Annotated in this window: 7 protein-coding genes; 1 reads left to right on the top strand and 6 read right to left on the bottom strand. The window is 58.1% G+C overall.

The genetic code is table 11. From position 1 onward, the window contains the following. Positions 1–237: 237 nt before the first annotated feature. Positions 238–2,850 (bottom strand): 5'-nucleotidase C-terminal domain-containing protein, encoded by a 2,613-nt coding sequence (locus QP305_RS03585; protein ID WP_284904048.1) that lies wholly within the window; start codon positions 2,848–2,850, stop codon positions 238–240. Positions 2,851–3,026: 176 nt separating this feature from the next. Further along, positions 3,027–5,036 carry a glutamine--fructose-6-phosphate transaminase (isomerizing) gene (gene glmS, locus QP305_RS03590; protein WP_284904049.1) on the bottom strand — a complete coding sequence of 670 codons (2,010 nt, stop codon included), beginning with the start codon at positions 5,034–5,036 and terminating at the stop codon, positions 3,027–3,029. Between the two features lie 353 nt (positions 5,037–5,389). Between glmS and QP305_RS03595 the strand changes: the two genes are divergently transcribed. Next, entirely contained in the window at positions 5,390–8,302 is a 2,913-nt protein-coding gene (locus QP305_RS03595) for a LamG-like jellyroll fold domain-containing protein (protein WP_284904050.1), read from the top strand. A 279-nt stretch (positions 8,303–8,581) separates the two neighbouring features. Here the strand turns inward: QP305_RS03595 and QP305_RS03600 are convergent, their stop codons facing one another. Genes QP305_RS03600 through QP305_RS03615 form a run of 4 tightly spaced genes read right to left on the bottom strand, consistent with a single transcriptional unit; the run spans position 8,582 to position 14,877 of the window. Further along, positions 8,582–8,941 (bottom strand): hypothetical protein, encoded by a 360-nt coding sequence (locus QP305_RS03600; RefSeq protein ID WP_284904052.1) that lies wholly within the window; start codon positions 8,939–8,941, stop codon positions 8,582–8,584. Between the two features lie 58 nt (positions 8,942–8,999). Next, positions 9,000–12,056 carry a type I restriction endonuclease subunit R gene (locus QP305_RS03605; protein ID WP_284904053.1) on the bottom strand — a complete coding sequence of 1,019 codons (3,057 nt, stop codon included), beginning with the start codon at positions 12,054–12,056 and terminating at the stop codon, positions 9,000–9,002. Continuing rightward, complete coding sequence (locus QP305_RS03610) at positions 12,053–13,321, bottom strand: restriction endonuclease subunit S (protein WP_284904055.1); 1,269 nt, start codon at positions 13,319–13,321, stop codon at positions 12,053–12,055. Before QP305_RS03610 ends, QP305_RS03605 begins: the two co-directional genes overlap by 4 nt. Beyond that, complete coding sequence (locus QP305_RS03615; RefSeq protein ID WP_284904056.1) at positions 13,318–14,877, bottom strand: type I restriction-modification system subunit M; 1,560 nt, start codon at positions 14,875–14,877, stop codon at positions 13,318–13,320. Before QP305_RS03615 ends, QP305_RS03610 begins: the two co-directional genes overlap by 4 nt. Positions 14,878–15,025: the final 148 nt, after the last annotated feature.

Below are 15,025 nucleotides of genomic sequence, written 5' to 3' on the forward strand. Positions count from 1 at the left end.
GCCGGCACGCGAAAATCAACACAGCTCGCGCGTGCATACCCAACCGGCAGGCACATAGACACAAGCCCAGCTCACAGGCCCGTGACTAGCAACTCACCCGTGCGCAACTAGCCCGCACGCCAGCTCAGTAATGAGCACGGCAGCATGCGGGCTAGCGATGCACAGCACCGGCAAATATTGCTCAGCGGTGCTGCTGCGGATTTTTTAGCGAGGGCTTAGCGAACGCTTAGCGGACGCTTAGCGGACTCGGTGGACGGCCGGGGTATCAACGCCGTCGCCATTCCAGTCACCCAGAAGGTGCGTATCGGTGTGCTTCCCGAAGGAGTACACCGCGCTGGCCGGCCCGGAGGTCAAGGAACCGGCAACGTAGTAGGCGTTACCGCGGACCACCACGATGGTGTCCTTCCCGTCCCCATCGGTATCACCGGCAAGGGCAATATCCGAGGCACGGCCAAAGGAGAAGGCGGCATTGGCAGCCCCGCCCAGGGAGTCCTGCACGAAGAAGGTATTGCCGCGCTGGACCGCTACTTCGTCACGGCCATCGCCGTTGAAATCGCCAGCCAGGTGGGTATCCCCGTGGCGCCCGAAGGTGAACACATGATCCGCCGCGCCGCCGCGCAGGGAATCCACCGCGTAAATGGTGTTTCCGCGCACCACGGCCACGGTGTCTTTGCCGTCCCCGTTCCAGTCGCCGACGAGCACCCGGTCACCGGCCTTCCCGAAAGCGAATACCTCGGTGGCGTTCCCGGCAAAGCCGTTGGTCAGGAGGAACTGGTTGCCGCGCACGACGCCGAGGCTATCCACGCCGTCGCCATCCCAATCCCCGTAAATAAAGCTTTCGCCAGAGCGCCCGTAGCCGGCATCAATGCTGCCAGCACCCGCGTTCCAGTTATTGGTGGCGATGAAGCGGTTGCCCGCAGGAGCGCCAGGCTTGCCCGGTTGCGTGGGTTCCGGCTCGCCCGACTCCTCGCCCGCACCCGGGTCCGGCGCCACCGCGGCGGGAGCAACCGCCACTCGGAAGGACAGATCGGTGGGCCCGGCCACCACCCGCAGCACGGAATCTGCGGGGGCATCGGCGGGCACCTTGACCGTCACGGTGGCCCGGCCGGTGTTATCCAGCGAGGGAGTCACGGTGGTATCCAGCGCGCCGCTGCCCACTTCCACCCCGTTGAGGTACACGGTGACCTTCTCACCCTTGGGTTCGGTGGAGGTGTGGGCCAGCGAGGAGAAGCTCAGCTCAGAGCTTTCCCCAGCCTTGAGGGCATCTTCCCCGGTGATACCCACCGAGGTCTGGTTGTAACGCACCTGGTAGCCGGGGTTGGCCTTGAGGAAAGCGTTGAATACATCGTTATCGATCAGCCCGGTATCGGCGTAATTGCTGCCTTCGCCGAGCACCGTGAAGCCGTCACCACCGGCCAGGATGAACTGGTTGGAGGCCACGGTATAGACCTTCTGCCCCGCCCGATCCAGTTTCTCGCCGTTGATGTACACGGCCTTGACGCGCTGGCCCGGGGTGGCATCCGCGGCGGCGTCGAAAACGTAATGCATATTGTAGGAAAGCCCGAGGCGCAGCATGGGCCGCGAGGCGCCTTCCTTGTCATTCCACTGCTGTTCGAGCATGGTGTAGATCTGCGCTTCGGTCAGGTCCACGGTGGCGTAGGAATTCCCGAAAGGCTGCACGGTGTAGGACTCTTCCAGGGTGACGATGCCGTCCCCGTTGGGGTCCAGGTCCGCGCGAATACCGCCCGGGTTAATAATCCCGAAATCGGCCTTCTTTTCCATACCCTGGGAGTACTGGTAGAACGCTTCGGCGATCATATTGCCGGCCGAGGATTCCGTCCCGCGATTCGCCCCGGTATCGGTGCCGTTATTGGTACCGCGGTTCGCGATTCCCTTAATGGTTCCGATCTGCTGGGCGCCCAGTTCCTTTGCCTTCGTTTCGGCAGCCTGGTACATCGCGTCAATATCGGCGGACTTGGGGGCCTGAGCATTCTTGTAGTCAATAGCAACGTTGGCGGCGGTAGCGCTCACGAGCTTCTTAGCTGCGGCGTCGTACACAAAAGTGTAACGGCCGTACGTGCGCCCGTATTCGCCCACTTCCAGAACCGGTGCGCCCGAAGGCGTGGTCACGCTATCCACGGTGAGGTGCGTATGACCTGCGACGACGGCGTCCACATCGCCTCCGAGCGTTGCCGCTACCGCATTATTGGCGTGCATAAGGGCGACGACGATATCCGCCTCGCCGTTGCTTTCGTCCCCATCCTTGAGCAGGGCAGCCTGTGCATCCACGGCCTTGACGGGATCCTTAATATCCAGGCCGGTAATTGCGGTGGGAGACACCAGGGTATTGAGCTCGTCGGTCACGCCCGAAACGAAAGCCACCCGCACCCCGCCCACGGTCTTGGAGGCGTAGGGGGCGATCTTTTCGGTATCGATGCCGCCCACGCTCGCCAGGGTCCACGGGAATTCGGAAGCCGGGACGATGCGGTTCTCGAAATCCTTGACGCCCTGGTCGAATTCGTGATTGCCCGCCCCGGAAAGGTCGAGCTGCATGGCGTTGAGAATATCGAGGGTGGGCTGGTCATTCGCGATGGAGGACACGTAGGCGGAGCCGCCCACCAGATCCCCGTTCCCCACGAAAATGGTATTCGGATTGGCCTTGCGCAGCTCGTCAATCTGGTAGTCGAGGGCAGCCGCGTTCTCGATATGGCCGTGGAAATCAGAGATCGCCGCGATATCGATAGTGACGTGGTCGGCTGGCGCGGCCTGGGCCGGCGTGGTGAGCACGCCCGCGCCCAGGACCGCGACCGCACCGAAAGCGGTCATGCGCCGCAGGGAAAATATGGTCATGGTGTTCCTTCATCCGAGGGAAATAGGACACCGTCACCATAGGAAGCGCGGGTAAACACCCGGCTAATTGAACGTGACTGGAAAGTGAGCGCGGGGTGGCCCGGGCCGGCGGGCGGCCACGAATGCGGCGGCGCGTCCGGTTCACCCGGCCTGGCTCACCCGCCTCGCCCGGCCCGCTATTCGACAGTCACGGATTTGGCCAGGTTACGCGGTTTGTCCACGTCGTAGCCGCGCACCGCCGCCATCTCCGAAGCGAAGATCTGCAAGGGAATCACGGTGACGAGCGGCATCATGAGGGTGGGCGTGCCGCGGGGCGCCCAGAATACCGAGGTGGCGAAATCACGAACGGCGTCGTCGCCCTCCTCCGCAACCACAATGGTGCGTGCCCCGCGCGAACGAACCTCTTGCAGATTCGAAAGCGTTTTCGCGTGCAACTCAGGGCGGCGCGGGGTCGGGACGATCACGAAAATCGGTAGGTTGTCGGTCACGAGCGCGATGGGGCCGTGTTTGAGTTCCCCGGCGGCGAAACCTTCGGCGTGCACGTAAGCGATTTCTTTGAGTTTGAGGGCGCCTTCCAGGGCGATGGGGAAGCCGACGTGCCGGCCGAGGAAAAGCACCGAGTTTTCGCCCTTGAGTTCGCGGGCCAGGGCGCGGATTTGCGGTTCCTGGGCGAGCATTTTTTCCATGCGCGCCGGCATTTTTTCGAGTTCGTCGAGGTAGCCGGTGATTTCATCGCGGAATTTATTGCCGCGGATTTGAGCCAGGTAGAGCCCGAGCAGATAGGACGCGGTGATCTGGGCCACGAAGGCCTTCGTGGAAGCAACCGCGATTTCGGGACCGGCGTGGGTGTAGAGCACCGCGTCGGATTCACGCGCGATGGTCGAGCCGTAGGTATTGACGATGGCGAGGACTTTCGAGCCCTGTTCGCGCGCGTGGCGCACCGCCATAATCGTGTCCATCGTTTCCCCGGATTGCGAAATGGCGACGACGAGCGTCTTCTCCCCCACCACCGGGTCGCGGTAACGGAATTCGGAGGCGAGCTCCACCTCCACCGGGATGCGGCACCAATGCTCGATGGCGTAGCGCGCCACCTGCCCGGCATAGGACGCGGTGCCGGCGGCGATGACGATGATTTTATCGATGGTGCGCAGCACCGCTTCGCTGATGCGCATTTCGTCGAGTTGGAGAGAGTCATTGACCACGCGCCCGCGCAGGGTATCGGCGACGGCGCGCGGCTGCTCGTGGATCTCTTTGTCCATGAAGGTGGCGTATCCGCCTTTGACAGCGGCCGAAGCATCCCAATCCACCGTGAATTCCTTGCCCGCGCGCGGCGAGCCGTCAAAGCCGAGGAGCCGCACCGCATCCGCGCTGATTTCCACCACGGTATCCTGCGGAACTTCCAGGGCGCGCTGGGTTTCGGAGATGAAAGCGGCCACGTCGCTACCCAGGTAGTTCTCCCCCTCGCCCAGACCGATGACCAGCGGGGAGTTCCGCCGGGCGGATACCACGGTATCGGGGTGATCCCGGTCGATGGCAACGAGGGTGAAGGAGCCGTCGATGATATTCGCGGTGGCGAGCATGGCTCGGAAGAGGGCGGAGCCTGAGCCGGGCTCCGCGGTGGTGGGCTCCGCCGCGCCGTCTTGTTCGACCGCGGCGCCGTCTTGTTCAACCACAGCAAGCTGCTGGGCGAGGATATGCGCCGCAATTTCCGAATCGGTATCGGAGACGGGCGTAATACCCGCGGCCGCAAGACCCTCCGCGAGTTCGCGGTAGTTTTCGATAATGCCGTTGTGGACGATAGCAACCCGGCCGTCGAAAGAAACGTGGGGATGCGCATTGGTGTCCGAGGGCGAACCGTGGGTAGCCCAGCGAGTGTGCCCGATAGCCACCTGCGCGGGCGGCAGCGGGGTGTCCCGCAGGGCCCGGCGCAGGTTATCGAGGCGCCCGGCGCGCTTGACCGCGCGCAAGCCTTCCGGCCCAGCCACCGCCACCCCGGCCGAATCATAGCCGCGGTATTCCAGGCGGGCTAAGCCTTCCAGCACCACCTGCAATCCGCGTTGCGTCGCGCCGGTCGAGGCGCCGGTAGTGGCTTCGGCCTGGGCGCTGATGCCTGCCGTTTCAGCGCCGTTCGTTCTTCCCTGTTCTGCTCGCGAGCGCGGGCCCGCGTACCCAACAATTCCGCACATGGAAGTTAAAGTACTGCGCCGGCGGCTCCGAGAAAAGAGCCAACACCCGCACAGCGCGCACATTTGCGCAGGTCAGACAAATTTCGGTCACGGCCTCCGGATCCTTTTTGAACGACGCCGCAGCTACGTGCCATCCCCGCCACCATGCAACCCGAATGTATTTCACCTCACAAAAAGTTGTCAGACTTTAGGACCAAAAGGCACTTACTCCCGCCCGGCCACGCTCCTAGTATGTTCAGAACAAGAACCGGTGATCTTGTACACGAGCACGGCAACCCCTGGCCCGGGTTGCGGCGGAAGCAATGTCGCGGAAGCTCCGTGCTCATAACTGTCAAATTCATCGAAAGCGAATAGTGGTGAAACGTTTATACCGATTTATATCTGTTGCCGGTGCGTTACTCCTCACCTTGCCGGGCGGCAGTACCCTTATCGCCCACGCATCACAGGCAGCTACCCCCATTCATAAGTACACCTTTGATACGAATCTCGCGGATTCCGCGGGGCAGCGCAATCCAGATCAGGCACAGGCACCGCTGGTGGATGGCGTGTCCGGCACTGCCTTGCGGGTGGAGAACGGCAAAGGTATCAGCTTTTCCCAGCCGATATCTATTTCTGAGAATGATCCGTGGTCGGTGAGCTATTGGGTGCGCTCGGATGCGGAACCCCGTGAGCGCACCTCCGTACTCATGGATAGCAAGAAGGATTTTTCTTTTGATCTGAAATTAGCCGCGGGCCGCCAGGCTGGATTCCATGTTGGTAAGGGCCGCGGCGATGTGCTTACTTTCAAATACGATTTTGCCGGTGGTACCTGGTACCACGTGGCGTGGACGCAATCGAAGTCTGCTGGCATGACGATGTACGTCAACGGCCAGGCTGTTGATAAGAACTTCTGGACGAAGAATCATCGCGTGCTTATTCCCGCGGATGTTATTGGTGGAACTGGTTTCACCGGGGCCATTGACGAACTTGCGGTCTACAATTCCGCGCTGAGCGCGGCCGATGTGAAGGCTCTCTATGATAAGGAGCGCCCGCAGAATCCCGCGCAAAATACCCCCGGCAAAGCAGATTCTGACCAGGAGAATCCCGATCAAAACGCTCCGGGGCCCCAGCTCCCCTTGCGCAATACAATCCCGGAATACAAGCTCAATGACGCCAATATCAGAACGGTGATGCGCCAGCCGGGCGGGAATCGCCAGTATTTGGGGCAGCCCGATCTGGTGCAGACGAAAACCGGGCGGCTGATTTCCGCGTTCCCGGCCGGGCACGGCAAGGGCCCGCTGGTCATGATGATCTCGGATGACCAGGGTAAAACGTGGACGGAAAAGACCGATACCCCGAAGTCGTGGACCGGCTCGCAGGAAACTCCTACCCTGTATTCCCTCATCCGGGCAGACGGCTCGGAGCGACTCATGCTTATTACCGCTAATCCGGGCTGGGGCGTTGATAATGCCGGCCATCGTTACGGATGGAATACCTCGTATTCGGATGACAATGGCGAAACGTGGAGCGAATACAACAATTTCCACCCGGTCCGCAAGCACGATGGGAAGGATAATGCCGCGATTGTTGCCATGGCTTCCTTAGTGCAATTGCGCGACGACGCCGGCCAGCCAATCCAAAAATGGATGGGCGTCTATCACGATTACGATTTCGTCAATTACAAGACCTACCTCACTTTCGAGAACGGGGTGGAGAAGTGGTCCGATCCGGTTCCCTACCTGGCCGAACATCGCGATATTGAAAAGTCCCATCAGATGTGTGAGATCGGGATGTTCCGGTCTCCCGATGGCAAGCAGATTGTCGGTTTGGCACGCAGCCAGTCCCACGCGCATCTGCCCACGATGATCGTGTCCAAGGATGAGGGCAAGACCTGGTCGAAGCCGGTGGAGCTTCCCGGTTCTCTTGCCGGCGAGCGGCATAAGCCTGCATATGATCCCGTCTCCGGCCGGGTGGTGGTTCCCATGCGGGAAATCCGCTATGACCTCAATGGCAACGGCCGCCACGATGGTGCCAGTGATTGGAAGGCCGGGAACTGGGTGGCCTGGGTCGGCACCTTCGATGACTTAATGCAGCAGCGCCCGGGCCAGTATCGCATCCTGCTGGAGCGCGATTGGTCGAATAATCGTTACGGCGGGGATACCGGGTATACGGGCATCACAACGCTGCCCGACGGCACGTTCATCATGCACTCGTATGGCCACTGGGATAAGGACTTCTCGCACTCCTGGAAGGGCACGTCCGGGCGCGGATACGATGTGCGCACCGATCTTGCGTATATCAAACAAGCGAAATTTACCCTGGCCGGGCTGGAGCAATCGGCAGGTATTGCGCAACCCGATCCGAAACCTACTCCTTCAGTAACGACGACGCCCACCGAGAAACCGGCTCCTTCGGCAAAGCCCGTACCCTCGGCCACGCCCATTCCCCCGGTGCAGCCGACGCCTACGGCCCAGCCGATGCCAACAGTAAAGCCAGCTCCTACTGAAAAGCCGGATCCGACAGTGCAGCCGACTCCCACGGTGAACCCAGATCCGACCCCGGCGCCTACCCCGAGCGCAACTGACGTTCCAGGGAAAACGGGTAACACCGGCAATACGTTCTATCTATCCAATGATTGGGAGTCCACGGCAGCCCAGCCAGGTTTCTCCTATGGGCGAGCCGGTGACGAAATCCTGGCCGGGGACTGGAATGGTGATGGCCGGCAAACCTTGGCTGTCCGGCGCGGTAACCAGATCTTCATCCAGAACAGCCTCACCGGAGGCGTGGCCGATGAAGTGATTTCCTTCGGGCGTGCAGGTGACACCATCGTGGTTGGTGACTGGGATGGTGACGGGAAGGATACCTTCGCGGTACGCCGCGGCAACCAAGTATTTGTCCTTAACTCGATTCGTTCCGGGGACGCTGACCAGGTATTCAGCTTCGGGCGCGCTGGCGATGTTTTGCTCTCCGGTGATTTCGACGGAGATGGCAAGGATACCTTTGCGGTCCAGCGTGGGAATGTGTTCTTCGTGAATAACACCCTCGCGGGTGGCAAGGCGGAAACGTCCTTCTCCTACGGCAAGGCCGGTGACCAGATCTTTGTTGGTGACTGGGATGGCGATGGTAAGGATACCTTCGCGGTACGCCGCGGCAACCAGGTGTTTGTGGCTAACTCGCTCAAGAGCGGCGATGCTGATGTGGCACTGTCGTACGGAAATCCCGGCGACCAGCTGCTCGTGGGCGATTGGGATGGTGATGGCGTAGATACACCAATGCTCCGCCGCTAACACAGCACTGCTTGCAACCCGCTAACACCTAACGCCCGCGGGATGCCGGTCTACTGGCCGGTATCCCGCCTCGGCAAGGGAAGGGGAGACCCCGGATACTTTCCGGGAGCCTCCCCTTCCTTCATATTCAGCTAGAAAACAAAGTGTGCGTGGCGGACAGTTTTCCTCTGATTTTCTGTTCCTGACGCACACTTGACGACCCGAACGGTCCAGAATGCACACTCTGTCCAGACTCCACGGGGTTCGCGCAAGCGCCACCGAAGATCTCCCTCCAATCCACTACCCGCGCAGAGGATCACTACTAGCCGAATACACGGTTTCGCCGGTGACGGAGTCGATAATCAGGGTGGGAAAATCTCGATAGTCAAGAGTGAGAGAAGCGTTGTAGCGCCGTGGTCCATCATGAATGATCTCAATGATCTCCATCGCTACTTGGAGAAACTCATCGTAGAGTGGATCCTCCGGTTCGATATCGAGTTCCCCTCCGTTCTCGCTCTCATACGCAGTGTCTAAGAGGCAGCGATATCGCTCGCCTTCTTCGTAATGAATATCGAGTATGTTGTCCGGGTGGGCATCCGCGTAATGGATGAGCGTCCACACCTGGAATTTTTCCTCCGGATGCAAGTATTGGAATGCCATCTCACCGTCCGCTCGTCAATCTTGCCGTGGGGCTATGAAACTATGCACCGCTCCCACCTCAAACATATTCACCGGCATCAGCCACCGCATAGCTTTCTGCGTTAGCCGGGGCGCCGAGCCCACGGAAGCGGTCCAGCAGAAGGCTGATCTTCTCGATAACACGCTGTTTGCGGGCAATGCGGCTGTTCTTACCCGCCCCGAAGAGCGATTCGGCCGGCAAAATGATTTCAATATCCGCACCCGAGGCCACCAAACGCCCGCGCCGGAAGACCATATCGATGAAAGTATCCGTTTGCGGCTGTTTGAGGTTTTCCTCCCGCACCAGTTGTTCAATTTCCGCAGCCTTTTGTTCAGCTAAATACTGTTCCCATTCTTGGTCAATCTCACCGGTCACGGAGACCGACTCGATAAACCGCTCAATAAGGTCAAGCTTGTTCTGCAGGCTCGGGCTGGATTTGACCACGCGCCGGATTTCTTCGCGAATCTCGGCTCGCGATCCAGCTTCGTGCTGTGCCCGGTAGCGTTCCACCAGCATGAGGATGTAATCAACGTTGACCTCAACGTGCTTCATGAGCTCGATCTCGAAAGTGAGGTCGTCATTGATGCGCTCAACATCGCCTTCGCTTTGCTTGCGCCGGGCCCGGTATAGCTCAAGGTATGTGGATTGGTAGTCCTGCAGATCGCGCTGGGAAAGCGGGTCCTGTCCCTCGAATTCATCGAAAGCGGTGAGGATATTGCGCAGGCGCAGCAGCTCTCCAAATACCTGAATGAACGCGTTTTGCTGGCTTTCGCTGGCGATAACCGCGCCGGGTTCCCAGGTCCGTAGAGCATCAATCTTCGTTACGTACGTGGAGAAGTAATCAGCGAAAGGCTTGAGCACGGTGATGCCTTGCGCTTCTTTGTTTCCGAACAGCGCGATGGCATCGTTTGTTTCCTTTTCGAGGTTCCGGAAGGAAACGATATTCCCGTAAGTTTTCACGGAGTTGAGAATCCGGTTGGTCCGCGAGAACGCCTGGAGCAGCCCGTGGTGATGCATATGCTTATCCACCCACAGAGTGTTGAGGGTTTTCGCGTCGAATCCGGTGAGGAACATATTGACCACGATGAGCATATCCAGCTCACGCGTCTTCATCTTCTTGGAAACGTCCTCGTAGTAGTTGCCGAAGTTGTTTGCCGAGGTATCGAAATTCGATCCGAACATGGCGTTGTAATCGGCGATGGCTCCCTCAAGGAATTCCCGATCCGGCAACGAAAGCGCCTCGGCGTTGAAGTCTTCTTCGGGGAGTAGGCCGTCGCCACTGTACTCATCTGAGTTCGCCGCGTAGGTGAAGATCGTGGCGATTTTCAGGCGCCGCTCCGCTGGCAGGTTCTCTTGTTGCCGAGCAAATTCCGTGTAGTAGAGTTTCGCGGCGTTGACGGAGGCGGTTGCGAAAATAGAGTTGAAGCCGGAGAGGCGCTTGCCTTTGAGGGAGTAGTGCTCGTTCCGTTTTGTTTTCTGATCGAAATGCTCAAGGATATAAGCCACAACCTGGCTGATTCGGCGCGGGTCTAGGAGGGCTGCCTCGGTGGCGATGGCTGCTACTTCCTCGTCCTCCACGCCTTCACGGGCCCGCACGGTGTTGACGTAGTCGATGCGGAAAGGCAGCACATTGGCGTCTGTGATCGCGTCCGAAATGGTGTAGGAGTGGAGGCGATCACCAAAGACTTGCGCCGTCGTACGAATCGCAAGCGAGGAACCGCTTGCCTTGTTTTCGTTGAAAATCGGGGTGCCGGTGAACCCGAAGAGGTGGTAGTTCCGGAAGGCTTTCGTGATCGCCTTGTGCATATCCCCGAATTGGCTGCGGTGGCATTCGTCGAAGATGATGACGATATGACTGTTGTAGACATCGTGGGTCTTGGTTGCACGCACGAAGTTGGAGAGCTTCTGGATCGTGGTGATGACGATGCGGGCAGCCGGGTTAGATAGCTGCCGGGCCAGCTCGGCGGTGGAGCGGTTGGAATTGACCGCGCCTTTTTGGAACGTCTCGTATTCCTTCTTGGTTTGGTCGTCCAGATCCTTTCGGTCGACGACGAAAAGAACCTTATCCACTCCCTCGATGCGGGTTGCGAGCTGGGCGGTCTTGAAGCTGGTGAGGGTTTTACCCGAGCCGGTGGTGTGCCAAATATAGCCGCCAGCTTCGATGCTCCCGAGCTTTTTGTAATTGGTGGCGATCCGGATGCGGTTGATAATGCGCTCGGCGGCCACGATCTGGTAGGGCCGCAGCACCATGAGGTTCTTCTCGGAGGTGAAGACGCAGAATCGCGAAATGATGTTGAGCAGGGTGCGTTTGGAGAGGAAGGTCTTCGCGAAATCCATGAGGTCGGTGATATGGCGGTTGCGCGCGTCTGTCCACCAGGAGGTGAATTCGAAACTCGCGGCGCTCGCCTTCTTATGCCCGGAATTCTGGCCTTTCACGTGCTCAAAACGCGTGGTATTGGAGTAGTACTTCGTGTACGTACCGTTGGAAATCACGAAAAGCTGGACGTATTGGAACAGGCCGCTGCCCGCCCAGAAACTATCGCGCTGGTAGCGGTTGATCTGGTTGAACGCTTCGCGCAGTTCCACGCCGCGCCGCTTGAGCTCAATATGTACGAGCGGCAGACCGTTCACCAGGATAGTCACGTCGTAGCGGTTGTGATGCCGGCCTTCCACCTCGTACTGGTTGATGACCTGCATGTGGTTGCGGTGAATATTTTCCTTATCGAAAAGGTGGATATTCTTCTGGCTGCCGTCTGTGCGGACTAGTACCAGCGCCGCGGGATTCGCCTGAATAATCGCGGTTTTTTCCAGGATCCCTTCGGCTTTATTGGCGAGCTGCATGCTGTAAAAACGCGCCCATTCATCGGCATCGAAGCGGATGCCGTTGAGGGCCTCAAGTTGCGCGCGCAGATTGTTTTCGAGGTCTGCTTCTTCTTTGATGGGCAGGTACTCGTATTCTTGCCGCTGGAGTTGCGCGATGAGTTCTTTTTCTAGCGCTGCTTCGGATTGATACCCTGCGGCTTGACGCGTGGGCGGGTCATATGTGGCGACGACGGTCGCATCGTCGCTGGCGGCAATCGGAAGATAACTGGTCATTTGGCTTCCTCAAAACTCAGGAGCCGGTCACGGTAGTACTCATACTGCTTGCGCCGAGCCTCAATCTCCGCGGGCAGACCCGAGGAAATATCGTTGACAAGGGCGTCGAACTTATCGAGGATAGCGACGATGCGTTCTTGTTCGGCGAGTGGGGGTACTGGAACTAAGGTGTTTCGAACTGTCTGCGCATTCAAATTGCTAACCGTTCCCGAACCTGCCGCGGAAGTAAATTGTCGTTGGACGTCCGAGCTACGCAGAGCGTGGTATAGGTAATCAGGCAAAAACGAGTCTTCAAACCCCGATATCTTCAACCACCCGTCGTGTATGCACCCTCGAATTTGCGAAATGTACGGTCTGCCAAAACTCATCGAATTAGAAAGGATAAAATCGCCAGGATTTACGATGCGCGACTTCTCGGCACCGGCCAAGGTCACGTATTGCTCCGTATCGGTAACATACTTACCTTCAGCCGGAACGTCGCCAATCTTGATCCATGGAAGCGCATCCTCACCGGGCTCTGTAATGAATGACCGAATCGGACGAGGTGAAGCACCCCGAACTATCTCGCACATGTCTCCCAGTAGCCGAGTAGTAGGATTCTCGCCAAGATGATTTTTAGTGTTTTTAAAATCAATGAGAGCATCCCGATAATGCCCATATTGCATAGTACGGGCTTCCAGCTCCGCTTCCAGCTCCGCTTCCAGCTCCGCTTCCATTTTAGTGAATGCATCTAAGATTCGCACTATTTCGTCTTGAACTTCACACGGTGGAACCGGGAATTTCACTTTAGCAAGAAGCTGTTTAGATAGATTAAAACGGGTTACGCCGTTGGCGCACTTGACTATCTGCTTCCTTAGTTCCGTTGATCTAAATAGATATTTGGCAAAATCCGGACGAACTCGCTCAGGAAGTCTAACCAAAAAACAAAAACTATTAAGATAGATCCTGTCTTTAGGTTCAACAGTCATAACCGATGTCATACCTGCTTCGTCTAAATTCTCTGACGAAGCCGTAAAAATTAAGTCACCGCGATGAATCTGAGTTTGCTTCTCACGATCCCCAATCGCGACTCGTTCAAGATCGCTTAGATCCACCGCAATGTTATTAAAAACATTCTTGTAGGGAATGAAGAAAGCGTTCCCTCGCCCAAAATCACTCTTGGTTTTGGACCTTAAACCTGATTCGAACGGGCCAATGTCAGCTAGTTGAATGTATTCAACGCCATTCGGGCAGTACGTCTGGATCAGTTCGTCAATGCGGCTCACTTGGCACCCTCCAGATCCGCGACAATCGCGTCGATAGCGGCGCGCAACTCGGCTTGGCGGGCCACGATCCCCTCGATCTCCTTATTGAGCGCGTGGATATCGATCTTTTCCCGGGTATCCTCGGGCTCCACATAACTGGAAACCGACAGATTGTAATCGGCTTCCGCGATCTCGCTCATGGGAACAAGCTGGGCGAAATGCTCCTGATTTTCCCGCTTCGCATAGGCATCCAGAATTTGCTCGCGGTAAGCCTCCGTGATTTGATTCTTCGTGCCAGACCGCTCGAACAACTGAGAAGCATCAATGAACAGAACGTTCGAATCCTTCTTGGCCTTCTTAAGCACCAGAACACACGTGCCAATAGTGGTGCCGTAGAACAGGTCCACCGGTAGCTGGATCACGGCATCAACATAGTTGCCGTCCACCAAATACTTGCGGATCTTCTGCTCTGCCCCGCCGCGGTAGAGCACCCCGGGGAACTGAACAATAGCAGCCGTGCCATCTTCCGCCAGCCAGGAAAGAATATGCATGGTGAAAGCCAGATCAGCCTTACCCTTCGGGGCAAGCACACCCGCCGGAGAAAAGCGCTCGTCGTTCATTAACGTGGGCGAATCCGAGCCGATCCACTTCGTGGAGTAGGGAGGATTGGAAACAATCGCCTCGAAGGGCTCGTCATCCCAATGCGCCGGCGCGGTGAGAGTATCCCCCAGGGCGATATTGAATTTGGAGAAGTTCACGCCGTGCAAGAACATGTTGATGCGGCACAGGTTATACGTGGTGAGGTTTATTTCCTGACCGTAGAAGCCTTCCTCCACGTTATCCCGGCCCAGCACCTTAGCGAATTTAAGGAGCAGCGAACCAGAACCGCAGGCCGGATCATACACGCGCGACACCCGTCGCTTACCTAGGACGGTGATGCGGGCGATCAGTTCCGAAACGTCTTGCGGGGTGAAGAATTCGCCTCCCGATTTCCCGGCCGACGACGCATACATCGTCATGAGGTACTCGTAGGCATCACCGAAAGTATCAATATCGGCATCCTGGTAATTGCCGAACTCAAGGTCACCGATAGCATCGAGCAACTTCACGAGCTTGTCATTTCGCTGCTCGATGGTGTTACCCAGCCGAGGGCTATTGACGTTGATGTCCTCAAAGAGGCCCTTCATATCGTCTTCGGATTCGCTACCCGTGGCCGAAGCTTCGATGCTTGAGAATACCTTGGCAAGGGTCTCATTCAGATTAGGATCACGCGGGGCAACCTTGCGGATGTTCTGGAACAGTTCAGAAGGCGCAATAAAGAATCCGAGGGTCTGGACAAGGTAGGCGCGGGCCTGCTCTGCGTCGTCGTCAGAAAGCTTCGTGTAATCGAAACCGGTCTCCCCCGCTTCCGCTTGGATCTTATTGACCCAGTTCGTGATGTGCTCGGAAATGAAACGGTAGAAGAGCATGCCCAGCACGTAGGCTTTGAAATCCCAGCCATCCACGCTCCCGCGCAGATCGTTGGCAACTCGCCAAATTGTCCGATGCAAATTCGCCCGCTGAGCCGCAGCTGCCACAAGAACCTCCTTGTTATGTTCCACCGCAACTTTACCGGAGTTTCGCGGAGGCCGAGGCTACGGCTCAGGTAAAACGTGGTGGGGCCGGCCCGAAAGAGCCAGCCCCACCACGTACTACGCTGCCGCCGAATCACGGCGCTACTAGCTA

The sequence above is a fragment of the Actinotignum timonense genome (assembly GCF_030216305.1).
In the GTDB taxonomy this organism is placed as follows: domain Bacteria; phylum Actinomycetota; class Actinomycetes; order Actinomycetales; family Actinomycetaceae; genus Actinotignum; species Actinotignum timonense_A.

Coding starts and splice junctions, on each gene's coding strand:
- QP305_RS03600 (WP_284904052.1), bottom strand. CDS start 8,941: ATGGCATTCCAATACTTGCATCCGGAGGAAAAATTCCAGGTGTGGACG.
- QP305_RS03585 (WP_284904048.1), bottom strand. CDS start 2,850: ATGACCATATTTTCCCTGCGGCGCATGACCGCTTTCGGTGCGGTCGCG.
- glmS (WP_284904049.1), bottom strand. CDS start 5,036: ATGTGCGGAATTGTTGGGTACGCGGGCCCGCGCTCGCGAGCAGAACAG.
- QP305_RS03605 (WP_284904053.1), bottom strand. CDS start 12,056: ATGACCAGTTATCTTCCGATTGCCGCCAGCGACGATGCGACCGTCGTC.